Consider the following 23,967-nt stretch of genomic DNA (forward strand, 5'->3'; position numbering starts at 1 on the left):
GCCATCGCCTGCGGCACGGGAGACAGTTTTGGCCGAAAACAGCTTGCCTTATGCCAATCTGACACCGGCCCTGATACTGGATGCTGTCGATGCCTGCGGTTTTCAAGCCAGCGGCGCCCTGCTGGCATTGAACAGTTACGAAAACCGGGTCTATCAGGTCGGTCTGGAGGACAGGACGTTTCTGATTGCCAAGATCTACCGCCCGGGGCGCTGGTCGGACGAGGCAATTCTGGAAGAACACGCCTTCGCCCACGAGCTGGCCGATCTGGAAATCCCCGTGATTGCCCCGCTGCAACTGCCCGACGATCAGACCCTGGTGCACTATGGCGGTTACCGGCTGGCCCTCTATCCCCGTCGCGGCGGGCGTCCGCCGGAGCTCGACGATCCGGACCATCTGCGCTGGATGGGGCGAATGCTGGGCCGCATCCATGCCTGCGGCAGCCAGCGGCTGTTTCGCCAGCGTCCCCGCTTGAGTATCGAGCTACTTGGCACTGGCCCCTATGCTTATTTAATGGAACACGATTTCGTCCCCGCCGAGCTGGCTCACAACTATCGCCAGGCGGCCGAGGCTTTGCTGGAGGCGATCACGGCGATCTGGGTCGAGGTCGGGGAGTGGATCGATCCCCTGCGACTGCACGGTGACTGCCATCCCGGTAATATCCTGTGGACCGAGCAGGGGCCCCATTTTGTGGATCTGGATGACTGCATGACCGGCCCGGCGGTGCAGGATCTGTGGATGCTGCTCAGTGGCGAGCGGGGAGAGATGACCCGCCAGATGGCTCTGTTGCTGGAAGGTTACAGTCAGTTTTACGATTTCAATGCACTGGAATTACGTCTTGTAGAGGCGCTGCGGGGCCTGCGGCTGATTCACTACAGCGGCTGGCTGGCCCGGCGCTGGCACGATCCCGCCTTTCCCATGCACTTTCCCTGGTTCAATACCCCCCGCTACTGGGAAGAGCAGCTCAACATCCTGCGTGAGCAGCTGGAGAGGCTGGAACAACCCCCCCTGGAACCGTGAGAGGGAAACTCCGTCGCCTCGCCGGTAAATATCTCCAGTCCCAATCCTGTGCAGAAGAGAGCGTCCAAACCGTTGGCAGGAAAATAAAATACCAGCTCGTCGGGGCGCCCTTTTTATTGCAGAGTTATTCCGGTTTCCAGATCCCGACAGCCGGGTCGTCGGTCTGCTCGCTGCGGCCCTGGGGGGCAGCCGCAGCCGGTTGTTGCTCGGCGGCGGAGTCCTGCGCTTCCTGGGCGGCGACATGCTTGGCGAAGGCAGCCAGCTGGTCGATTACCTCGTCGCGTTCGTTGTCGCCACCAGGATAGCCTGCGGCCAGATAACCGGAGACGGCTGACAGGTACTGCAGGGCCAGCATCATGTTCTTTTCCACGTTGGGATCGTGTTGCACAATCACATTGTAGATACCGTGGATCAGATCATCGGACAGGGTGATGGAATCGCTCATATTCGGTTTCCCGTTTGGCTTTATAAATGGATGCAGGATTTTACGATCTCTATATAATATTGTCTCTACCGCCAAGACCCTGTCATTTTTCGGGTTTCAGGAAAATTCACCCCCAATCGCAGTAGAGAGTCTCTATGAGTCAACATTTCGATCTGATTTCCATCGGCGCCGGCAGCGGCGGGTTGTCCGCGGCCGAGCGTGCCGCCGAGTACGGTAAAAAAACCGCTGTCATTGAAAATAACAAACTGGGCGGCACCTGTGTGAACGTCGGTTGCGTACCCAAGAAGGTGATGTGGTTCGCCGCCGGCGTCGCCGAAACATTGCATGACGCCAGCGGTTATGGCTTCGACATCAGTATCAACAAGTTCGACTGGGGCAAACTGGTCGAGGCCCGCGAGGGCTATATCAACGGTATCACCGACTGGTACGGCAATTACCTGAAGGATTCCAACATCGAGCACATCCAGGGCACGGCCCGCTTTGCCGATGCCCACACTCTGGACGTGGATGGCGAGCAGTACACCGCCGACCATATCGTCATCTCCCCGGGTGGCTATCCGGTGATACCGGAGGTTCCGGGGGCCGAGCACGGTATCACTTCCGATGGTTTCTTTGCCCTCAAGGATCAGCCCAAACGGGTTGCTGTGGTGGGCGCCGGTTATATCGCGGTGGAGCTGGCCGGGGTGCTGAACAGCCTGGGCAGCGAGGTCAGCATGCTGTTGCGACGGGATCATTTTCTTTCCAGTTTCGACGCCATGCTGCGTGAGAGCCTGATGGAAGAGATGATGAACGCCGGGGTCAATATCATGTCCCGGGTCAACGTCGAACAAATTGAAAAACAGGCTGATGGCACGTTGAATATTCACTGTCAGAGCGGTGTCATTCTCGAAGGCTATGACTGTCTGATCTGGGCCATTGGCCGGGCACCCAGTACGGCCAACCTGAATCTGGATGCGGCCGGAGTCCAGTATAACGATGATGGCACCATTCCGGCCGATGCGTATCAGCAGACCAATGTCGAAGGTGTCTATGCGCTTGGTGATGTGATCGGCAAGGCACAACTCACTCCGGTAGCGATCGCCGCTGCGCGTCGCCTGTCGGACCGGCTGTTCAACAACATGCCCGAGCGCAAACTCGATTATGAAAACATCCCCACGGTGATGTTCAGTCACCCGCCTATCGGCACCATCGGTCTGACCGAAGACGAGGCGCGCGAACAGCATGGTGATGCAGTCAAGATTTACCAGACCGGCTTCACCGCCATGTACCATGCATTCAGTCCCCATCCCCAGCGTACCGCCATGAAACTGGTCTGCGTCGGCGCCGACGAAAAAGTCGTCGGTTGTCACATCATCGGCATGGGCGCCGATGAAATGCTGCAGGGCTTCGGCGTGGCGATCAAAATGGGCGCCAACAAGAAAGACTTCGACAACTGTGTCGCGCTGCACCCGACCAGTGCTGAAGAACTGGTGACACTTAGATAAGAGGGCCCAGGGCCGAGTGACGAGTAACGAGGAAAGCTCACCACCAGGATACCAGGGCACAAAGTAACACAAAGAATTTTGATTATTCTTGGTGTCTTTGAGTCCTGGTGGTTAAAGTCATTAATGAGGCGGATTGGATTATGGCGATCAGGGATTTTGAAGAAATCATGCCGGATCTGCATCCCGATGCCTATGTGGATGAGTCGGCGCTGGTGATCGGGGATGTGGTCATCGGGGCCGACAGCTCGGTCTGGCCGTTCACGGTGATCCGGGGCGATGTGAATGCGATCCGCATCGGCGCGAATACCAATATCCAGGATAATTCGGTGCTGCATGTCACCCACGACGGGCCGCACAATCCCGGCGGGTATGCGTTGAAGATAGGCGATAACGTCACAGTCGGTCATCGTGTCATCCTGCACGGCTGCACGATTGAAGATAACTGTTTGATCGGAATGGGTGCGACCGTGATGGATGGGGCCGTGGTTCATGAACACACCATCCTCGGCGCCGGTGCCCTGGTGACGTCTGGCAAGAAACTGGAAAGCGGTCTGTGGCTGGGCAGCCCGGCGCGCAAGGTGCGCGAGCTGAGCGACGAGGAACGCGAGTCCATTGTCTATTCCGCGCAACACTATGTTCGACTGAAAAACCGCCACCAGTTATCCTGACAGGCCATGGCACGACTCAAGCCGGCCTTTTTCGACCAACCCCCCTGCGATCTGGCCCGGGCATTGCTGGGCAAGGTGTTGCGGCATCGTTATGGCCAACACTGGCTGGCCTGTCGGATCATTGAAACCGAGGCCTATTATCTCGAGGAGCGGGGCAGCCACTCCTCGCAGGGCTATACCGATAAACGTCGGGCAATGTTCATGCCCCCGGGCACTATTTATATGTATTACGCCCGGGGCGGCGACTCGCTGAACATCAGTGCACGTGGCGAAGGTAACGCGGTATTGATCAAATCCGGCGTGCCGCATTTCGATCGTCTCTCGCCGCGCAGCAATCTGTCCATCATGCAACGTCTCAATCCCGTCAAGGGTTCTGGCAGGTTACGTCCGGAAGTAAAAATGTGCAGTGGCCAGACCTTGTTGTGTGCGGCGCTGGGGCTCAAGGTTGCTCAATGGGATCAACAACAGTTCGATACGCAGCATTTTTATATCGAGGATGTGAGTTATGTGCCTGAAATGGTGATCCAGACGACCCGTCTGGGGATTCCCGCCGGGCGAGATGAACATCTCATGTATCGCTATATTGACCACGCCCACACGGCTCAATGTACCAGTAATCCGTTGAGCAAACGCGCCTGGCACGAGGGACAGGATTATGTCCTCCACCATCTATCTGATACTCGCTGAGCTGACCGTTCTGCTGCATTTTCTGTTCGTGGCCTTCGTCACCGTCGGCGCGTTATTGTTGCTGCGCTGGCCAAAACTTATCTGGCTACACCTGCCGGCGTTATTCTGGGGAATATACATCCAGTTCAGTGGCGGCTACTGCCCGCTCACGCCGCTGGAAAAAAATTTTCGTCAACTGGCCGGAATGAAAACCTATGACGGCGGCTTCATCAATCATTACCTTATCCCGATAATTTATCCACCCGGATTGACTGCCGAAATGCAGTTCATGATCGGTATAGGGTTAATCGTATTAAATGCGTTGATTTACGTGTTGTTTATCTACGGCCAACGGCATAAAGGTAATAGTTAGCCCACTGGAAATAACGCAAAGGACGCCAGGACGCAGAGCACGCAAAGAGAAAAGTGACTTAATGGTGCTGCTGAATAATCGGCAGTGCGTTGAAGCGCCGGGAACATATACTTTAAAGGACCGGAGCAATAATGATTTACTTTGCGTTTCTTCCACGATGCCATCTAGGAGACCATCTCGCGACGTAACTGCTCAATGACGGGTTTGGTGTCGGGCCGCACGTCGCGCCAGAGGTAAAAGGACTCGGCGGCCTGTTCGACCAGCATACCCAGGCCATCCAGCACGGTGATGGCGCCATGTTGTGTGGCCCACTGCATGAAGGTTGTTGGCTCACTGCCGTACATCATGTCGTAACAGGTCGCGCCGGTGGCTAGCAGGTTGTCGGGCAGCGACGGGAGTTCGCCCTGTAAACTGGCGGCGGTAGCGTTGATGATCAGATCGAACTGTCTGTTGTCCAGTGCCTCGTAGCCGTTGCCCTCAATATTGCCCAGGTCGCAGAAGGCATGGGCCAGTTCGCGGGCTTTTTCCGCCGTGCGGTTGGCGATCACCAGTTGCGCCGGCTGTTGGTCCAGCAGCGGCGCCAGCACCCCGCGCGCCGCACCTCCGGCGCCCATCAGCAACACCCGTTTGTTCGCTATCTCGATCCGGTTGTTGAGCAAATCGTTGACCAGGCCGATGCCGTCGGTGTTATCACCATACAGCGTCATATCGATGAACTTGATGGTATTGACCGCACCGGCTCGTTCGGCGCGGTCACTGCGTTCGTTCACCAGCTGCCATGCCTCCTGCTTGAAGGGCACGGTGATATTGAGACCCTTGCCGCCGCTGGCGTCGAAGTTGCCGACAGCCTGGGCAAAGCCGCCGGGATCCACCTGGATCGCCTCATAGTGGACCGACTCGCCGGTCTGCTCGGCAAACAGGCTATGAATGCGTGGTGATTTGCTGTGGGTAACCGGGTTGCCCATCACGGCATAATTGTCGAGGCGGCGTCGGAAATCGAACAGGTCACTCATAGGTCGGGTGTCATCAGCTGGTGAGTCAGTTGTGGGTGTGAAGAATGCATCGCTTGTCGTATGTTTCCTGCTATAACATGCACCAACACTCCATGCTAGTATTATATCGTATCCGGCGACAAACAGATAAAGATCGCATAGTATGATTTTTTCACGTTCCCGAAAAGAGCAGTTTCATCGCCAGCTTGCGGCGGTGGATCTGGGCTCTAACAGTTTTCATATGATTGTTGCCCGCGCCAGTGATCGGGCCCTGCAGGTACAGGACCGGTTGCGCGAAATGGTACGTCTCGGCGCCGGCCTGGACGAGGCCGGCAATCTGGACGAGGCGGCACAGCAACGCGCGCTGGCCTGCCTGGAACGCTTCGGCCAGCGTTTGCAGAGTCTCAGGGATAGGGAGGTGCGCGTGGTCGGTACCAATACATTACGTGCCGCGCGCAATGCCGCTGAATTTTTACAACAGGCAGAGAGCGCGCTGGGCCAATCGGTGGAAATTATCTCGGGGATTGAAGAGGCGAGATTGATCTATCTGGGCGTGGCACACAGCCTGGCCGAAGAGGGGCAGCGTCGCATGGTGATCGATATCGGCGGCGGCAGTACCGAGGTAATCATCGGCGAGCGATTCGAACCGCTATTACTGGAAAGCCTGTATATGGGCTGTGTGAGCATGAGTCGGGAATTCTTTCCTGATGGCGAAATAACCCAGGTCCGGTTGAGATCGGCGGAAATGGCAGCGCAACTGGAACTGGAAGGATTCGCCCATCGCTGTCATCAACTCGGCTGGGAACAGACAGTCGGGGCCTCTGGCACAGCCAAGGCACTGGCGAAAGTAGTGCAGGCCCAGGGCTGGTGTAATGAAGGTATTACGGCCAAAGCTATGAAACAACTACGCAAGGCATTACTCGATGCCGGCCATATTGATCAGATTTCCCTCAAGGGGTTAAACGAGGAACGTCGACCGGTCTTTGTCGGAGGTTTTGCCATCATGTGGGCGCTGTTCCAGTCGCTGGATATCAAGCAGATGCTGGTTTCGGATGGGGCGCTGCGCGAAGGTCTGTTGTACGACATGCTCGGGCGGTATCAGCATGAAGACGTGCGTGAGAAGAGTGTCGAATTATTACAAAAACGCTATCAAATCGACCTCGAACATAGCTTGCAGGTAGAAAAAACGGCACTTGCTTTGCTGGATCAGGTCAGTGAATCCTGGCAACTCGACAAATCACGCCATCAGCAATTACTGGGCTGGGCAGCGCGTCTGCATGAAATTGGCCTGGCCATTGCGCACGCCGGTTATCACAAGCACGGTGGCTATCTGCTGGAGCACTCGGATCTGCCGGGGTTCAGTGTTCAGGAGCAACAGGTCCTGGCGAACCTGGTGCGCACTCATCGGCGCAAGCCGGATTCCCAGACGTTTAACGATTTACCCAAATCGGTCCAGGAGATTGCGACTAAACTAACGATCCTGCTGCGTCTGGCGGTCAAGCTGCAACGCAGTCGATTGCATGACGCTCTGCCCGATTTGAAGCTCAAGGCGAAACCCCGGCAGCTCAAGTTGATTTTTCCCTCTGAATGGCTGAAACAGCATGACCTGACCCGGGCGGATCTGGAGCGGGAAATCAGCCACCTGCAGTTACTCGATTATGAGCTGAAGATCGAATCGCAGTAATTTTGAATATCCGGGTCGCTAGCTGCGGGCGGCTAGTTACTTTTCTCGGTACCCGGATCGGCGGCCAGTTTTTCCAGCAGCTGGCGCTGTACATTACGCGGTTTCTGGTTACCCTGTTTGACCTTGCGGTAAGTGCCATCGGACTGCAGTTGCCAGGCAAGGGTATTATCCGCCAGATAAGCCAGCAGCCCGTCATTGATGACCCGCTTTTTCATTGCCGGATCCTCAAGGGGAAAGCAGGTTTCCACCCGCCGGAAGAAATTACGGTCCATCCAGTCGGCACTGGAACAATACACCTGCGGGTCGTCACCGTTTTCAAAATAATAGATCCGGGTATGTTCCAGAAAGCGGCCAACGACGGAACGTACCTGGATATTGTCAGAAACGCCGACAACGCCGGGGCGCAGGCAGCAGATACCGCGCACAATCAGATCAACCTTCACGCCGGCCTGTGAGGCCTCATAGAGTTTGGCGATGATTTTCGATTCCACCAGCGAGTTGATCTTGACGATAATACGTGCCGGCTGGCCGTTGCGGGCATTGTTCATTTCCTGATCGATCATGGCTAGCAGACGTTTGTGCAATGTGAATGGCGACTGCAACAGTTTGCGTAACTTGGTGGCCTTGCCCAGTCCGGTCAACTGGGTGAACAACCGATGTACATCCTCGCCAATGGCCTTGTCACAGGTCAGCAGACCGTAATCGGTATATACCCGGGCGGTACCGGCGTGATAGTTGCCCGTGCCCAGATGCGCGTAACGGCGGATGCGCCGGCCTTCGCGACGCACGATCAACAACAGTTTTGCATGTGTCTTGTGGCCGACCACGCCATAGACAACATGGGCGCCGGCATCCTGCAGGCGGGTTGCCAGCTCGATATTGGCCGCTTCATCAAAGCGGGCACGCAGTTCCACCACCACGGTTACCTCCTTGCCGACCCTGGCGGCCTCGACCAGCGCATCCACCAGCGGTGAGTCAGCGCCAGTGCGATACAGGGTCTGCTTGATGGCAAGCACTTTCGGATCACTGGCGGCCTGCTTCAGCAGACTGATAATGGGGGCAAAGGATTCGAAGGGATGATGCAGAAGCACATCCCCGTGGCGAATTACTTCGAACTGGTCGTCGTTGTTCTTTAACCGCTTGGGAATCCCGGGAGTAAACGGCGGATACTTGAGATCGGGACGGTCCACCAGATCATGAATTTCCAGCAAGCGATTGAGGTTGACCGGACCATTAACCTGATAGAGATCTTCGCTATCCAGCTTGAACTTCTGCAGCAGATATTCGGCCATCTCGTCACTGCAGTTGTCCGCTACTTCGAGTCGGACGGCATCGCTCAGGCGGCGCGAGGAGAGCTCGCCCTTGATGGCTCGCATCAGATCATCGATTTCTTCCTCATCGACGAACAGGTCGCTGTCGCGGGTCACCCGGAACTGATAACAACCGGTCACATTCATACCCGGAAACAGCTCGCTGACATGGGTATGGATGATGGAGCTCAAAAAGACAAAGGTATCGCCGTTGGCGAGCGACGAGGGCAGCCGGATCAGGCGCGGCAGGCTGCGCGGTGCCTGAACGATGGCAATGCGGCTGTCGCGGCCAAAGGCATCCTTGCCTTCCAGGGCGACAATGAAATTGAGACTACGATTGAGTACCCGCGGGAACGGGTGGGCCGGGTCCAGTCCCAGCGGACTCAAAACCGGCAGCAGTTCGTTGCTGAAATAACGTTTGATCCAGGCCGCCTGTTTCTGGTTCCAGCGTGCGCGTTTGAGGAAATGGATCCGTTGTTTGGCCAGCTCAGGAATCAGAACTTCATTCAGCACCCGGTATTGTTCGTCCACCAGGCGGTGAGCCTCATCGCTGATCCGGGCCAGCAGCTGTTCCGGGGTCAGGCTGTCGGCGCTGCCGCTGGTGGACTCCAGCGCCGCGCGATGCATCAGTCCGGCCACGCGGATTTCGAAAAATTCGTCCAGGTTGGTACTGGAGATGCATAGAAACCGCAGTCGCTCGAGCAGCGGCACACTCTCGTCGCTGGCCTGGGCCAGCACGCGCCACTGAAACTGCAACAGGCTCAGTTCGCGGTTGAAATAGAGATCGGGATCAGTCAGGTCAGTTTTCTCCATGTTGTCATAAAACCATAACGATATGACAAGCGGATGACAAATCCCGGCGGAAGTCTGACCCGCCGGCAAGTTCATTTTAGCATGATGAATACTGTGTCAACCGGCGTTGCGCAGGGCTGGATAATCAGCCCTGTTTCAACCAGCCGGCGGCTCGTTTGGCGAAATAGGTGAGAATACCGTCGGCTCCGGCGCGTTTGAAGGCCAGCAGTGATTCCATGATTACCGCTTTTTCATCCAGCCAGCCATTTTGCGCCGCGGCCATGAGCATGGCGTATTCACCGCTGACCTGATAGACATAGGTGGGGGCACCGAACTCCTGTTTCACTCTCTGGACGATATCCAGGTAGGGCATCCCGGGTTTGATCATCACCATGTCGGCCCCCTCATCCAGATCCAGCCCGACCTCCCACAACGCCTCGTCGCTGTTGGCCGGATCCATCTGGTAACTGTATTTATTACCGCCACCTAGATTGGCTGCCGAACCGACCGCGTCGCGGAAGGGACCATAAAAACTGGAGGCATACTTGGCCGAATAAGCGAGGATCCGGGTGTGAATTTGTCCGGCTTGCTCCAGCGCGGTGCGAATCTGGCCGATGCGCCCGTCCATCATGTCCGAGGGCGCCACCACATCGGCGCCGGCTTCGGCGTGGGAGAGCGCCTGCCTGACCAGGACTTCGACGGTTTCATCATTCATCACATAACCGCTGGTGTCGATCAGGCCGTCCTGGCCGTGGGTGGTGAAGGGATCCAGGGCGACATCGGTGATGACACCCAGTTCCGGGAAGGCGGCCTTGAGCGCACGCACCGCCCGCTGGGCCAGTCCCTCGGGATTAAAGGCCTCACGGGCATCATCGGATTTGACCTCGTCGGGGGTGACCGGGAACAGGGCCACGGCGGGGATGCCCAGCTCGAGCAGCTGTTCACTTTCACGCAGCAGCTGATCGATGCTGAGCCGCTCGATGCCGGGCATGGAAGGCACCGATTCGCGCAGCCCCTTGCCTTCGAGCACGAACATGGGATAAATCAGATCATCCACGCTCAGCTGCGATTCGCGCATCAGCCGACGGGAGAAATCGTCCCGCCGCATACGGCGCATACGCACCCCGGGATAACGGCCGCGTCCGGTCTCGATTTGCGCCACCTGCTTCTCCTGTGAAAAAGTGAACCGGTGCCCCATTCGGGCATCCAAACCTATATAATAAGCCAGAGCTGAAGAATCGGCCGGTGAGGGCCGATAACCTTACCGAGCATACCGTAACCAATATCCATTTTAAACGGGAGCCGCACCATCATGAACCAGTCCCCCTTGTCTGTCCCCCTGTCTCGTCTGCCTGTCCGGATCGGCTTTTTGCTGGTCATGTTGCTGCTTGCCGCGGGGCGCCCTGCCGTGGCGGCCGATAATGATCCCGATCAGGCCCGGCAGCTGCTTGAACAGGTCGCCCAGGAGATGATCCAGACGACCAACCAGCGCCGTGACGAGATCAGGCAGAACCCGAAAGTGGTGGAGGACCTGGTTGAAGAACTGCTGCTACCACACATCGATATGATCACGGCCTCGCGTTGGGTGCTGGGCAAGCACTGGCGGCGCGCCAGCAAGGAGCAGAAGATCAGCTTCATGAAGCACTTCCGCGGCATGCTGTTGCGCTTCTACGCCACCGCATTGGCCGATTATCTGAACGACAACACGGTCGACGAAAACCTGATCCGGTTTCAGCCGGTGCGCGCGCAAGCCGGCAGCGAGGATGTCACCGTCCGCTCACACGTTCATCCGCCCAGTGGTCAGCCTGTTCCGGTCAACTACAACATGCACCTGACCCGCAAGGGCTGGAAGGTGTATGACGTCTCCGTCGAGGGCGTAAGTGTTATTACTACCTACCGTAACAGCTTTAACGATGAAATCCGTCGTAACGGCCTGGACAAACTCATCGCCCGCCTCGCCGAAAGGGATAGCGAGTTGGTCAAGCAACCGCCAGGGGCCAATAGTTAATCAGGAATACACAAAACAGGAATTGTTTAAGAGCCCTGATGCTGTTCATGCGGCACAGTCATTGTCCAGAGATAACAATGTCAAAACCTATTTTAAAACGAATAGAGCAATCTAACGGATACAAGTTTACTAAACTGTTAGTCAAGCGGCTGGTTGGTGAAGAGCTCTGGCTCAGACCCGAAATCCGGGTTAACAGGCTAAACAGCGGAGGTTGGCTGTTTCATCCGGACAACCTGAATAGCGAATCTGTTGTCTATTCATTCGGGGTAGGGGAGAACATCGATTTCGATTTGATGCTGATTAAACAGTATGATCTGGCAGTTCATGCCTTTGATCCCACACCGTCGACGGTTGACTGGCTGTCAGCTCAGCCTGATATCCCCGAAAAGTTTGATTTCCATCCCTGGGCGGTAAGCGACACTGACGATATTATAACATTATACCCCCGTGTCAGGGGTAACAAGAAATCAAAAGTGATGTATACGCTGATCGCTGAAGAAGGTGTCGCCGATTCCGGCGTCGATGTCCCTGCATTTATGATCGGGAGTATGATGTCGAAGCTTGGCCACACTCATGTCGACCTGATGAAGATCGACATTGAAGGGGCCGAGTATGATGTACTGGATAACATGCTCGATAATTCAATCAAACCGCAGCAGCTGTTGATTGAGTTTCATCATCGTATAGCCGGTATTGGTCCGAAAAAGACGGCCGCAGTAATCCGGCGGCTGCGGGAGACAGGCTACCAGCTTTTTGCGATCTCCGAGACGGGACGTGAACTGTCATTCCTGTTGGAAAATTAACCGTGTTAAATCCGGATTTTTCACAAAATCTCCGGTTTATTGGCGATAACTTTCGCTAAAAACCGGATGATTATTTCCCCCGGGGTTCTTGCAGCTCCGTCTTAATGAATAAGCTGATGCCTTTTTTGCCTTATTGCCAACCTGGAGCGCAATGCATGAAAAAAATATTACTGCTAATGTTGGCCACGTTTTCGTTTTCTGTTTACGCGGCTCCAGGTAGTCCACAATATAAAATCACCTGGCAGCATAATGGCACAAAAATCAACTTTGCTTCAGTCTGCAGAAACCACTCGAAAGGAAGCATTGAATACAGAGGTTGTCGTAGACAAGCCAATGAACATTTCAAAGATCAATGCAAAAAATATAAAAAGCTACTTTCCACATCATCCCGGTATAACTACAAAAAATACAAAAAAAATAAAGGTATGTTCTGCGACGCGGCCGATCGATTTAACCCTATAACTCTATAATCAAGTCCGGCAGAAACACAAGCTGTTTAAGCAAGCCTGTACTCGCAAAAAATGCCTTACAGCAAAGCATAAATCACAGTGCTGACCATTTATCGTTTTGTCGTAAAATAACCCTATGTTTCTATTCCGTTTCATCGCCAATGCGCTTGCCCCGCTGACGTTGCTGGCAGCAGCGCTGGCCTGGTGGCATCCCCCGCTGTTTCTAATCTTCAAGCCGGCGTTTATCTGGCTGTTTGCCGCAACCATGTTCGCCGTGGGCATGACGCTCAATCGCCAGGAGCTGATCGCCACGCTCAAACAGCCGTTACAGATTGCCCAGGGCGTGATGACCCAGTACTTGCTGATGCCATTGCTGGCATTCGGGGTCGTCACCCTGGCGGATCTGCCGCCGGCCCTGGCGCTGGGCTTTATTATCGTCGGCTGCGCGCCGGGAGCGATGGCCAGCAATGTCATGGTCTATCTGGCCGGCGGCACGGTGGCCCTGTCAATTGCCATGACCACCGTCTCCACCCTGCTCTCGCCACTGCTGACGCCGACCCTGGTGGAGTGGCTGGGCGGACAGTTTATTCCCGTGCCGTTCGCGGCGATGATGCGCACGATCGTGATCACCGTGGTAGTGCCGGTGGGGCTGGGGTTGTGGCTGCAACCGTATCTGGGTCGCCATCTGGCTACGGCCCGGGAAGTGGCGCCGGGGATCGCAGCCATCGCGATTATCATTATCTGTGCCTACGCCATGGCCAACGCGGTCAACCACAATGCCCTGGCCATGCAGGATTACGGTCTGTCGGTGTCAGGGCTGGTTGTCCTGCTCAATGCTATGGGCTATGCCGGGGGCTGGTTGTTGGCCCGGCTGTACGGTTTTGATCGTCGTCGGCGTCTGACCCTGGCGATCGAGATCGGCATGCAGAATGCCGGACTGGGGGTCGTACTGGCACTGGCGCATTTCGCCGACCAGCCGCAAACTGCGCTGCCCGGTGCGTTGTTCGCGGTCTGGTGCATCGTTACCGCAGCCGGGGCCACGGCGTGGTTCCGGCGACGGGCCGTGAGGCTTGCGTGCGAAACCCCTGCCTGAGCCGCAGGGTTTTTTGTCTGCGTCGCTGGTGTACAATGCCCGGTCCGAATAGCAGCAGGAGCCCGCGGTGAAACAGTTTGACGGCACGACAGTGCTTTGTGTGCGACGCGATAACAAGGTGGTACTGGGCGCCGACGGTCAGGTCAGCTTTGGCGATACGGTCATGAAGGGTAACGCCCGCAAGGTGCGTCGCCTCTATCATAACAAGGTGCTGGCCGGTTTCGCCGGTGGCACGGCCGATGCCTTTACCCTGTTTGAGTATTTTGAGGGCAAACTGGAAAAGCATTCCGGGAATCTGCTGCGCTCCGCCGTGGAAATGGCCAAGGACTGGCGCACCGACCGCACCCTGCGCCGGCTGGAAGCCCTGTTGACCGTGGCCGACAAGGAGGCGATGCTGGTCATCTCCGGCAACGGCGATGTGATCGAACCGGAACACAATCTGGTGGCAATCGGCTCAGGCGGACCCTATGCCCAGGCCGCGGCCCGGGCACTGCTGGAAAACAGCGAACTGGATGCTCGCGCCATTACCGAGAAAGCCTTGAATATTGCCGCCGACACCTGCATCTATACCAATCATAACCTGGTTATCGAAGAACTCGAACATTGACCCCCGACTGTTAAGGCCTCCCATGTCCCAAATGACGCCCCGTGAGATTGTCCAGGAACTGGACAAACACATCATCGGCCAGTCCGCTGCCAAGCGGGCGGTGGCTATCGCTTTACGTAACCGCTGGCGACGCAGTTGTGTGGATGTTGATCTGCGCAACGAGATCACACCCAAGAACATTCTGATGATCGGCCCCACCGGGGTCGGCAAGACCGAGATCGCCCGGCGCCTGGCACGGCTGGCCAATGCCCCGTTCATCAAGGTGGAGGCGACCAAGTTCACCGAAGTCGGCTATGTCGGGCGGGATGTGGAATCGATCATCCGCGATCTGGTCGAGGTTTCTATCAAGATTACTCGCGAGCAGGCGATGGACAAGGTCCGCCACCGGGCGTCCGATGCTGCCGAAGAACGGGTCCTGGATATCCTGCTGCCGCCGGCACGGGGTAGCAGCTTTGAGTTCAGCGCCGAAGAACCCGCTGAAAAAAGCAGCGAGCAGGAAAATACCACCCGGCAAAAATTCCGCAAGAAGTTGCGTGAGGGTGAACTGGATGACAAGGAAATCGAAGTCGAGGTCAGCGACTCACCGATGGGCGTCGAGATCATGGCCCCGCCCGGCATGGAGGAAATGACCAACCAGCTACAGGGCATGTTCCAGAATCTCTCGGGCCAGCGCACCAGAACCCGCAAGATGACGATCCGCCAGGCCCTCAAAACCCTGACCGACGAGGAAGCGGAGAAGCTGGTTAATGAGGAAGAAGTCAAAATCAAGGCGGTGGAAAACGTCGAACAGCACGGTATCGTCTTTCTGGACGAGATGGACAAAATCGCCAGGCGTAGCGAAACTTCCGGTACCGATGTCTCGCGCGAAGGCGTTCAGCGGGACCTGTTGCCGCTGGTGGAAGGCTCCAGCGTCAGCACCAAGTACGGCGTAGTGCGCACGGATCACATTCTGTTTATCGCCTCGGGCGCGTTTCATCTGTCCAAACCATCGGATCTGATCCCCGAATTACAGGGTCGCTTACCGATCCGGGTAGAACTGGAGCCACTCACTACCGACGACTTTGTCCGCATCCTCACCGAACCCGATGCATCACTGACCGAGCAGTATCGCGCCCTGATGTATACCGAAGATGTGCAGCTTGAATTCACCGACGAAGGGATTCATCGACTGGCCGAGATTGCCTGGCAGGTCAACGAACGTACCGAAAATATCGGCGCACGACGTCTGCATACCATGCTCGAGCGACTGCTGGAGCAAATTTCTTTCAGTGCGTCGGAGCGGGCCGGCGAACAGATCAAAATCACTGCGGACTTTGTGGATGAAAATCTTGCCGAGCTGGCGCAAGATGAGGATCTGAGTCGTTATATTCTGTAGGCGCCTCCTACGCGACAGGCGCACCGAACCATGAGGTTATTCAAGCATGAACAATGTAAAACCGACTGAAATCAATCTGCACAAGGCCTCCCATATTCTGGAAATTGCCTTTGACGACGGCAGCCGTTTCGAACTGCCGACCGAATATCTGCGGGTTTATTCGCCGTCGGCCGAAGTCCAGGGCCATGGTCCGGGCCAGGAAAAACTCCAAATCGGCAAGCAGGACGTTAACATCGAACGTATCGAGCAGGTCGGGCACTATGCCGTTCAGCTCTACTTCGACGACAACCACGATACCGGAATCTATTCGTGGGATACGCTCTACAACCTGGGCAAGAACTACGATGAATTGTGGCAGCAATACCTGGACCGGCTCAAGGAAGCCGGCAAGGAACGGCCCGAACCCGAACACCTCAAAAACAGGGCCTAGGGACGAGTTACGAGGGACGAGGTAAGTTATTCACCACCAGGACACCAAGACACGAAGTAATAAAAATTTTCTTGGTGTCTTTGTGTCTTGGTGGTAAAAAATAAAACTCGGTAACTTCATCTGACAACGGCGTGCACTATGAAAAAGACCACCCATTTCGGTTACCAGGAAGTCCCGTACGAGGAGAAGGTGCGCAAGGTTGCGGGGGTGTTTCATTCGGTGGCCGGCAAGTACGATCTGATGAACGACCTGATGTCGATGGGTGTCCATCGGCTCTGGAAGCGTTATACGCTGGATATGAGCGGTGTACGCCGCGGCGATCAGGTGCTGGATCTGGCCGGGGGCACCGGCGATCTGGCGGAAAAGTTTTCCCGCATGGTGGGTTCCGAGGGTTCAGTGACACTGGCGGATATTAATGAATCCATGCTGCGCATGGGCCGGGATCGGCTGATCAACGACGGTATCGTCGGTAACCTGCGCTATGTGCAGGCCAATGCTGAGTGTTTGCCGTTTCCCGATAATCATTTCGATGCCATCACCATCGCCTTTGGCCTGCGTAATGTGACCGACAAGGACGCCGCATTACGTTCCATGTTGCGTGTGCTCAAACCGGGCAAGCCGTTGCTGGTACTGGAGTTTTCCAGACCGGTAATCAAGCCGCTCAATCCGGTCTATGACGTCTACTCGTTCAAGGTATTGCCAGTGCTGGGCAAGCTGTTTGCCAACGATCCGGACAGCTATCGTTATCTGGCCGAGTCAATTCGCAAACACCCGGACCAGGAGACCCTCAAGGGTATGATGCAAGAGGCCGGCTTCGAGCGTTGCGAGTATTACAATCTCAGCGGCGGTATCGTCGCCCTGCATCGCGGTTACAAGTTATGACCGCCGCGGCTGCCAGAACCCAGTATGCCGGCTTCTGGCGACGCTTTCTGGCTTTACTGCTTGACGGTGTGCTGTATACGGCGCTGATTCTTCCGCTTCTGGTCTCGATCTACGGGCCTGGCTATCTGAACTGGTGGCTGAGTAACAGCAGCGAGCTGGCCAGTTATGGCGTGGCCGACCTGCTTATCACCTATGTTTCCCCGTTTGTGCTGGTCATTATTTTCTGGCGGCGCTGGCAGGCCACCCCCGGCAAATTGCTGCTCGATTGCCGGGTAGTGGATGCCAACACACATCAACCCCTGAGTCTGCGTCAGGCCATCATCCGTGCACTGGGCTATATCCTCTCGGCCTTGCCTTTCTATCTTGGTTTTGTCTGGGCCGCCATTGATAAACGCAAGCAGGCCTTGCATGACAAGCTGGCCGGCAGCGTAGTGATCCAGGTGATCGATGATGATAGCGACATCAGTGTCGAGCAATGGCAGGAGCGCCTGAGCCTGTGAGTCTGGGCGCTGAAACCCTGGTCTTGCTGGAGGTAGCGGTGGAGACGGGACTGAACCGTGCGCTGCGCCTGGACCCGATGACCTTTGAGCAACTGGCGCGCTTCGAGGGCAAGCGGATCGCGCTTGTACTCAAAGGCACCGGTCTGACACTGTTATTGTTGCCCGGGCACGATGGTATCCAGGTGATGAGCGGGGACGCGGATCAGGCGGATACCGTAATCAGCGGAACCCCGCTGGCACTGGCCGAACTGAGCGTCGGGGACGCACGACGGGTTTTGTTTGCCGGGGAGGTGACGATCCGTGGTGATGTGGAAACCGGTCAGGCCTTCAAGCGTCTGCTGGATCATCTCGACATTGACTGGGAAGAACAGTTGAGCCGTTACCTCGGTGATGTGGCCGCTCACAAGCTGGGCGATCTGTTTCGTAGCTTGCAGGGATGGAGTCAGCAGGCACGACACATCCTGGGACGTAATCTGGCGGAGTTCCTGCAGCAGGAAAGCCGACAACTGGCAACCCGGGAAGTGGTAACGGAGTTTGTTCGTGAGGTTGATCTCCTGCGCGATGACAGTGAGCGCTTGCAGCAGCGGGTTGTTCTGCTGCAACAGCAGTTGCCACAAGCTGGTGAGACTTCATAAATCCCGCTTTGCCGGCTATATAAAAGTTAACTTGCACAGGAACGAGAGCTCCGCAAAATAGAGTGCGATGCATTTTTTAATGCATTGGGTTATGCTTTGCCTTTCAGACTGCTTTGAAGGAGCAGGAACCATGAGTCAGATCCTGAATGTCGCCGGCGAATCAAGCGGGGCCAGTGATGCCGCTTTGCAGGCGAGGGTTTCCAGCATACGGTCGCCAGGGTCGTCTGCATGGGAGCTGACACAATGGCCGGCCACGCAGCGGGCCAGTCACGGCGCCTGTTTCATGGCGGCCAATGCTGATCTGCAAAGCAGCAGGGTCAATGAACCCGACCAGTAATTTTCTACAATGCCTGCCGTGAGCAGGCATTGTTGTTTGGATCAGGATAAAAAACCGTACCACCATATTCAGTTGATAAAGGGGAATAGATATGGCTACCAAGAAAAAAGCCAAAAAGAAGGTCGCAAAGAAAAAAGCTGCGGCAGGGCGAGTAAAAAAAGAAGCACCGAAAAATGCCTTTTACGCCCAATCCGGCGGGGTGACCGCCGTGATCAATGCCAGTGCGGCGGGAGTGATCGAAACTGCGCGCAACAACAAGAACAAAATTGGTAAGGTCTATGCCGGGCGCAACGGGATTATCGGGGCGCTGACCGAGGACCTGATCGATACCAGCAAGGAGTCCGCCGCAGCCATCAAGGCATTGCGCCATACGCCGTCCGGCGCTTTCGGATCCTGTCGCTACAAGCTCAAGAGCCTGGAAGCCAATCGCCGCGAATATGAACGACTGATTGAAGTTTTCGAAGCGCATAATATCGGTTATTTCTTTTATAACGGTGGCGGCGATTCGGCGGATACCTGTCACAAGGTTTCCATGTTGTCGGAAAAAATGGGTTATCCGGTGCAGGCCATCCACGTTCCAAAAACCGTAGATAACGACTTGCCTATCACCGACAATTGTCCCGGCTTCGGCTCGGTGGCCAAGTACATTGCCGTCTCGACCCGTGAAGCCAGCTTTGACGTACAGTCCATGGCCAAAACCTCGACCAAGGTATTTATCCTTGAGGTAATGGGGCGGCATGCCGGCTGGATCGCCGCCGCCGGTGGACTGGCTTCAAGTGAAGATACCAATATTCCGATCGTGATTCTGTTCCCGGAAGTGAAATTCAATCAGAAGAAGTTTCTGGCCAAGGTCAACGGCCTGGTCAAGAAGCACGGCTATTGTTCCGTGGTAGTGTCGGAAGGAGTTCGCTGGCCGGACGGTAAGTTCCTGGCCGAATCCGGACGCAAGGATGCCTTCGGCCATGCTCAGCTCGGTGGCGCTGCCACGGTCATTGCCGACATGGTCAGCAGTGAACTGGGACACAAGAACCACTGGGCAGTGGCTGATTATCTGCAGCGTGCCGCAAGGCATATCGCTTCCAAGACCGATGTGGACATGGCCTATGCCATGGGCAAGGCGGCCGTGCAGTTTGCCATCAAGGGGCATAACGCGGTAATGCCCACGGTGGATCGCATCTCCAACAAGCCCTTCAAGTGGAAAGTCGGTATGGCCCCGCTGTCCAAAGTGGCCAATGTCGAGAAAATGATGCCGAACAATTTCATTACCACTGACGGTTTTGGCATCACTAAAAAATGTCGCGACTATATGCAACCGTTAATCAAGGGAGAAGACTATCCGCCCTACAAGGACGGCTTGCCCAAATATGTCCGGCTCAAGAACGTGGCTGTAACGAAAAAACTGAAAAAGTTTACGATATAGTCCGGTCAACAAAAATAACCATAAAGCAGTAAGCAGTTGGGGCGGTTAAACCGCCCTGTTTTATTTTAAAGGTAAAGCAATGAGATCGCGGTATTTGAGCCTGCGTATCTGCGAAAGTGAACGGTTCTGCTCAAAGCGCCGCACAGTTGCGGCAAGCCCCGGTTTATGGAATAGATACCGGGTGCTTTTTCTTGCTGCTAAACACAGTCTTTTGTCACGATGATCTGGCTGCGCCGGATTTGATCGATCATTGTTTTATCAAGAACGGTGAGAGCCCAGGATGAACGCGCCGCTGGCACTGCGTATACCCGCCGCGTCTTTCTGGAGGCGTGCCGTCTGGCATCATCATAGACAGGCAAGCCAGGGTTTATCTGCCGCACCGGTATGGGCCAGCTGGTTATACTCCGCTCCCGGTAGCGCAAGAGTCACCCTGTAAATACCAAGGCTGCATCGGTGCCTGATAAACCGATACACTCATATAATTAGTGTGATTAGGCTCACATTTTTTGCTATGCTTTAGAGGAGCACGAAGAGGCTGATATTTAACGTTTGTCGTCTTTCACCCCGAAAGCCGCCGATTTGATCGCCGGTTCAGCGTAACCGTTTATACAGGAGTGAGGGAGATGGTCCGGGACGATGATAAATCACTGGAAAACACGATTGAGGCTCTGCGCGACCTCACTCAATTGCTGCATCTTTCACACGAGGCCGCGTTACGCCTGAAGCAGAATGTGCCCGGTCAGGACTTTCCCACCGCCTACAAGCTGGCGAAAAAACTCAAGCTACTTCAAAATGCGGTTGAGGCCATGCAAAGTCAGATGGACCCCCGCGGCGGCGTAATACCAGGCAGCAAGCCTGTGCAGGATTTGATTAGCAGTTCAGACCAACTGACCTGAGAGTGTCGAGTGCGCCAGTGTTTTTACTCGACATTGTTGAGCAGAATTTTTTTGCGTTGTTCGGGGGTGAGTCCGGCGAGCTTTTCTATCGCTTTATAGAAGTCGGTCAGATCACCGTCGAGTGAATCAAGCAGCTGCTCGAACCCGGCAACCTGTTCCCGGTACGTGGCGATCAGGGCCAGGTGGGCATTGTTGAGCCGTTGTTGCATCCAGTTATCGTAACCGCCATAACCCGCCCACTGCTGCTTAAGGATTTGATAATCCTGTTTGAGTTGCGCGAAGTGATGACGTTTTCGTGCCTGTTTGAGCATATCGTTGAGATCGCTTGCATAAAGGCGTTTCAGCCGCTGCCGGGTGGTCAGTAACAGATTGTGAAACTGGCGACGGCGTTCAAGGGTCTGGCGATAATGGGTATAAGCCTGGTTACGCCCGCGGGCAGCGAACCAGCGTTTGACCCCCTCCTGCTCGATGAATACGGCAAAGCTTTCGTTAAAGGACGGATCATCGGCAAAATAGAATTTCTGGTGCGCCAGTTCGTGAAATACAATGCCAACCCGTCGGGCTTCGTTACGTAACAGCATGGTGTTGAGCAGGGGATCCTCGAACCAGCCCAGCGTGGAGTAGGCGCGCGCGCCGGCAACATAGGTATCATAACCTTCCTTTTCCAGTCCGGCGGCATATTCGTTGGCCTGTTGTTCACTGAAATAACCGCGATAGTTCAAACACCCGGCAAACAGAAAACACCACTGGTGAGGTTCGATCGACAATGGGGGTGTCGCGATGATGTTCCATACGGCATATTCCCGATCAATATCGGCGTAATAGCGATAGCTGTCGTTATCAGGCAATTGTAATGCCTCGACGGCAAACTGACGGGCATTCTGTATATCTAGCAAGGCAGCGCGCAGTTCGGTCCCGGTATCGGGGTTACTGATGACCTCGCTTACCGGCCGCGCCTGGTTAAGAATTGCAGCATGGCCGTTAACTGCCTGCAGGTAATACGAGACCGTACTGCAGCCCGAAAGCGTGGTGAGGAACACGCAGAGTAACAGGGATTTATACAGGTGAAAGGTCATAATTCGGTAAATTTTGCGCGTGTGATGCTGATATGCCGGTTGAACCTACTATATAATAGTGTGTCAGATTCTACAGACTTTTTCCCGAGTGATTATGGACAGTCCGGTCAAACCCGATATACGCCCTCTGCATCAGGCTATTTCTCGACTTGGGGAGATCATCGTCGGCAAGCCGAGGGCAATACGTCTTGCAGTCACCTGTCTGCTGGCTCGCGGCCATTTGTTGATCGAGGATCAGCCTGGTGTGGGCAAGACCACACTGGCCCATGCGATTGCGGCGGTAATGGGACTGCAATACAATCGTATCCAGTTCACCAGCGATTTGTTACCGGCCGATATTCTCGGCGTCTCGGTGTATGAACAGGGCACGGGACAGTTCAAGTTTCATCCCGGGCCGATCTTCGCCCAGCTGATTCTGGCCGACGAAGTCAATCGCGCCACACCCAAAACCCAGAGTGCATTGCTGGAGGCGATGGAAGAGCGACAGGTCACCATCGAAGGTGAAACCCGATCCTTGCCGGAACCTTGTTTCGTGATCGCCACGCAAAATCCAACTTACCAGATCGGTACTTTCGCCCTGCCCGAATCCCAGCTTGATCGCTTTTTGATCCGCCTGGCCCTGGGTTATCCCGATGCAGCAGCCGAACGGGCACTGCTCGGCGGCGCAGATCGCCGCGATTTGCTGCAACATCTGCAGCCGGTACTGAGTCCTGAGAACTTGCTCGACTATCAGGAGGCAGTGACACGGATTCATGTCAGCGAGGATTTACTCGATTATTTGCAAGCAATAATCACCCTGAGCCGGGAACATCCGGAGATTGCCAGTGGTCTCTCCCCGCGTGCCGGTCTGGCGCTGCTGCGCGCGGCTCGCGCCTGGGCGCTGCTGGAGGGTCGGGATCATGTGTTGCCCGATGATCTGCAGGCCGTGCTGGCCGGCGTAGTGGCACATCGGCTGCGACCGGTCACTGGCGAAAGCGGGCAGGCGGTCGAGCGACTGGTGCAGCAGTTGCTGGACGTGCCTATCCCCTGAGTCATGCATGGAACCGCGCATGAGTCTGGTCCGTCGCGCACAACGCCTGAGTTTCATCCAGCGCTTTAATCTGGCGCGTTTTTTTAAAGGCGATGCGCCCAGTGCGGCTCCCTGGATGCTTGATCGGCGCAATGTCTATATTCTGCCAACCCGCCAGGGACTGTTTTTCGCTGTGACGTTGATGATTATCCTGATCGGGGCGATCAACTATAACAACAGCCTGGGTTATTTCCTGACGTTCTTGCTGGGCAGCATTGCCATAGTGGGTATATTGCATACCTACCGCAATCTGCTGGGGCTCGAGGTGCGCCCGGGGAATATTGCCCCGGTTTTTGCCGGCAGCGAAGTGATAGTCCCGGTAATACTGCATAATTCCGGTACTGATCGGCGCGAACAGATCGCGCTGGTCTATAAGGGGCAGGAACTGAACACCTGTGCGATTGCGCCATCAAGTCAGTGCATGATGGCATTGCATCGGCCCGCCGCTGAACGTGGCTGGCAGCCGGTTGACCGCTTTACCCTGGCCAGCACGTTTCCCCTGGGTCTGTTTCGCGCCTGGAGTCACGTCGTGCCGGACTTGCACTATCTGGTTTACCCCAGACCCTCAGGCGAGAAACGTTTGCCGCAAACCTCCCGCTATATGGCCAGTCTGATGGGTGATCAGGGTATTGGCAGCGATGATTTTGCCGGTTTGAGAGGTTATCGCAGCGGGGATTCGCTCAAGCACATTCACTGGAAAGCTCTGGCTCGCGAGCAGGGGCTGCTGACCAAGCAATTCGGCGGCGATCGCAGTGAACGATTGTGGCTCGACTGGCGCATGCTTGAGGGCAGGGAGATTGAAGTTCGCCTCTCGCAATTGTGCCGCTGGGTCATTGAGGCCGAACAACAGGGAGTGGAATATGGATTGTGGTTGCCGGATCAGATAATCGAACCGGGTCGGGGCCACGCCCATCAGCAACAGTGCCTGCAGGCGCTCGCCCTGTTTGGTGGTTGA

At 55.7% G+C, this 23,967-nt stretch carries 25 protein-coding genes; 20 read left to right on the forward strand and 5 right to left on the reverse strand.

From position 1 onward, the window contains the following. Positions 1–28 precede the first annotated feature (28 nt). Positions 29–1,018 (forward strand): serine/threonine protein kinase, encoded by a 990-nt coding sequence (locus tag R6U90_RS11515; protein WP_410352836.1) that lies wholly within the window; start codon positions 29–31, stop codon positions 1,016–1,018. Between the two features lie 124 nt (positions 1,019–1,142). Here the strand turns inward: R6U90_RS11515 and R6U90_RS11520 are convergent, their stop codons facing one another. Next, positions 1,143–1,463 carry a hypothetical protein gene (locus R6U90_RS11520; RefSeq protein WP_410352837.1) on the reverse strand — a complete coding sequence of 107 codons (321 nt, stop codon included), beginning with the start codon at positions 1,461–1,463 and terminating at the stop codon, positions 1,143–1,145. A gap of 134 nt (positions 1,464–1,597) precedes the next feature. Between R6U90_RS11520 and gorA the strand changes: the two genes are divergently transcribed. The 4 genes from gorA to R6U90_RS11540 all read left to right on the forward strand — a co-directional run bounded on the left by gorA (position 1,598) and on the right by R6U90_RS11540 (position 4,654). Next, positions 1,598–2,947, forward strand: a complete 1,350-nt coding sequence (gene gorA, locus R6U90_RS11525; RefSeq protein WP_410352838.1) for a glutathione-disulfide reductase — start codon at positions 1,598–1,600, stop codon at positions 2,945–2,947. A 140-nt stretch (positions 2,948–3,087) separates the two neighbouring features. Next, positions 3,088–3,615, forward strand: coding sequence for a gamma carbonic anhydrase family protein (locus tag R6U90_RS11530; protein ID WP_410352839.1), 528 nt, complete (start codon positions 3,088–3,090; stop codon positions 3,613–3,615). Between the two features lie 6 nt (positions 3,616–3,621). Then, positions 3,622–4,302 (forward strand): DNA-3-methyladenine glycosylase, encoded by a 681-nt coding sequence (locus R6U90_RS11535; protein ID WP_410352840.1) that lies wholly within the window; start codon positions 3,622–3,624, stop codon positions 4,300–4,302. After that, positions 4,271–4,654 (forward strand): DUF2784 domain-containing protein, encoded by a 384-nt coding sequence (locus R6U90_RS11540; protein ID WP_410352841.1) that lies wholly within the window; start codon positions 4,271–4,273, stop codon positions 4,652–4,654. Before R6U90_RS11535 ends, R6U90_RS11540 begins: the two co-directional genes overlap by 32 nt. 164 nt (positions 4,655–4,818) lie before the next feature. Here R6U90_RS11540 and aroE read toward each other — a convergent pair whose 3' ends face one another. Next, on the reverse strand, positions 4,819–5,667 hold the full coding sequence (gene aroE / locus R6U90_RS11545) for a shikimate dehydrogenase (protein WP_410352842.1): 849 nt from the start codon (positions 5,665–5,667) through the stop codon (positions 4,819–4,821). A gap of 142 nt (positions 5,668–5,809) precedes the next feature. Here aroE and ppx point away from each other — a divergent pair, with 142 nt between their 5' ends. Next, complete coding sequence (gene ppx, locus R6U90_RS11550) at positions 5,810–7,330, forward strand: exopolyphosphatase (RefSeq protein ID WP_410352843.1); 1,521 nt, start codon at positions 5,810–5,812, stop codon at positions 7,328–7,330. A 32-nt stretch (positions 7,331–7,362) separates the two neighbouring features. Here ppx and ppk1 read toward each other — a convergent pair whose 3' ends face one another. Continuing rightward, positions 7,363–9,453, reverse strand: coding sequence for a polyphosphate kinase 1 (gene ppk1, locus R6U90_RS11555; RefSeq protein WP_410352844.1), 2,091 nt, complete (start codon positions 9,451–9,453; stop codon positions 7,363–7,365). Between the two features lie 124 nt (positions 9,454–9,577). Beyond that, positions 9,578–10,549: a porphobilinogen synthase gene (hemB, locus tag R6U90_RS11560; RefSeq protein WP_410352866.1), complete on the reverse strand. Its 972-nt coding sequence runs from the start codon at positions 10,547–10,549 to the stop codon at positions 9,578–9,580. A 195-nt stretch (positions 10,550–10,744) separates the two neighbouring features. Here hemB and R6U90_RS11565 point away from each other — a divergent pair, with 195 nt between their 5' ends. The 12 genes from R6U90_RS11565 to R6U90_RS11620 all read left to right on the forward strand — a co-directional run bounded on the left by R6U90_RS11565 (position 10,745) and on the right by R6U90_RS11620 (position 20,867). Next, entirely contained in the window at positions 10,745–11,440 is a 696-nt protein-coding gene (locus R6U90_RS11565; protein ID WP_410352845.1) for a phospholipid-binding protein MlaC, read from the forward strand. A gap of 77 nt (positions 11,441–11,517) precedes the next feature. Continuing rightward, a complete protein-coding gene (locus tag R6U90_RS11570; RefSeq protein ID WP_410352846.1) occupies positions 11,518–12,243 on the forward strand; it encodes an FkbM family methyltransferase in 726 nt (241 codons plus the stop codon). Positions 12,244–12,828: 585 nt separating this feature from the next. After that, positions 12,829–13,785, forward strand: coding sequence for a bile acid:sodium symporter family protein (locus R6U90_RS11575; RefSeq protein WP_410352847.1), 957 nt, complete (start codon positions 12,829–12,831; stop codon positions 13,783–13,785). 67 nt (positions 13,786–13,852) lie between these two features. Beyond that, positions 13,853–14,392: an ATP-dependent protease subunit HslV gene (hslV, locus tag R6U90_RS11580; RefSeq protein ID WP_410352848.1), complete on the forward strand. Its 540-nt coding sequence runs from the start codon at positions 13,853–13,855 to the stop codon at positions 14,390–14,392. Between the two features lie 22 nt (positions 14,393–14,414). Continuing rightward, positions 14,415–15,767 carry an ATP-dependent protease ATPase subunit HslU gene (hslU, locus tag R6U90_RS11585; protein ID WP_410352849.1) on the forward strand — a complete coding sequence of 451 codons (1,353 nt, stop codon included), beginning with the start codon at positions 14,415–14,417 and terminating at the stop codon, positions 15,765–15,767. Positions 15,768–15,813: 46 nt separating this feature from the next. Then, complete coding sequence (locus R6U90_RS11590; RefSeq protein ID WP_410352850.1) at positions 15,814–16,197, forward strand: gamma-butyrobetaine hydroxylase-like domain-containing protein; 384 nt, start codon at positions 15,814–15,816, stop codon at positions 16,195–16,197. 138 nt (positions 16,198–16,335) lie between these two features. Next, positions 16,336–17,079: a bifunctional demethylmenaquinone methyltransferase/2-methoxy-6-polyprenyl-1,4-benzoquinol methylase UbiE gene (gene ubiE, locus R6U90_RS11595; RefSeq protein ID WP_410352851.1), complete on the forward strand. Its 744-nt coding sequence runs from the start codon at positions 16,336–16,338 to the stop codon at positions 17,077–17,079. Further along, entirely contained in the window at positions 17,076–17,579 is a 504-nt protein-coding gene (locus tag R6U90_RS11600) for an RDD family protein (RefSeq protein ID WP_410352852.1), read from the forward strand. The genes ubiE and R6U90_RS11600 overlap by 4 nt, the downstream gene beginning before the upstream one ends. Further along, positions 17,576–18,214, forward strand: coding sequence for an SCP2 domain-containing protein (locus tag R6U90_RS11605; protein WP_410352853.1), 639 nt, complete (start codon positions 17,576–17,578; stop codon positions 18,212–18,214). The genes R6U90_RS11600 and R6U90_RS11605 overlap by 4 nt, the downstream gene beginning before the upstream one ends. 130 nt (positions 18,215–18,344) lie before the next feature. Then, complete coding sequence (locus tag R6U90_RS11610) at positions 18,345–18,551, forward strand: hypothetical protein (RefSeq protein ID WP_410352854.1); 207 nt, start codon at positions 18,345–18,347, stop codon at positions 18,549–18,551. Between the two features lie 91 nt (positions 18,552–18,642). Then, positions 18,643–19,971, forward strand: coding sequence for a 6-phosphofructokinase (locus R6U90_RS11615; protein WP_410352855.1), 1,329 nt, complete (start codon positions 18,643–18,645; stop codon positions 19,969–19,971). 623 nt (positions 19,972–20,594) lie between these two features. Continuing rightward, on the forward strand, positions 20,595–20,867 hold the full coding sequence (locus R6U90_RS11620) for a hypothetical protein (RefSeq protein ID WP_410352856.1): 273 nt from the start codon (positions 20,595–20,597) through the stop codon (positions 20,865–20,867). Positions 20,868–20,890: 23 nt separating this feature from the next. Here the strand turns inward: R6U90_RS11620 and R6U90_RS11625 are convergent, their stop codons facing one another. Then, positions 20,891–21,943: an aminopeptidase gene (locus R6U90_RS11625; RefSeq protein WP_410352857.1), complete on the reverse strand. Its 1,053-nt coding sequence runs from the start codon at positions 21,941–21,943 to the stop codon at positions 20,891–20,893. Between the two features lie 94 nt (positions 21,944–22,037). Here R6U90_RS11625 and R6U90_RS11630 point away from each other — a divergent pair, with 94 nt between their 5' ends. Beyond that, positions 22,038–22,973 carry an AAA family ATPase gene (locus tag R6U90_RS11630; RefSeq protein WP_410352858.1) on the forward strand — a complete coding sequence of 312 codons (936 nt, stop codon included), beginning with the start codon at positions 22,038–22,040 and terminating at the stop codon, positions 22,971–22,973. Between the two features lie 19 nt (positions 22,974–22,992). Beyond that, positions 22,993–23,967, forward strand: a complete 975-nt coding sequence (locus R6U90_RS11635) for a DUF58 domain-containing protein (protein ID WP_410352859.1) — start codon at positions 22,993–22,995, stop codon at positions 23,965–23,967.

It is taken from the genome of Thiohalophilus sp. (assembly GCF_046483665.1).
Taxonomy (GTDB): domain Bacteria; phylum Pseudomonadota; class Gammaproteobacteria; order UBA6429; family Thiohalophilaceae; genus Thiohalophilus.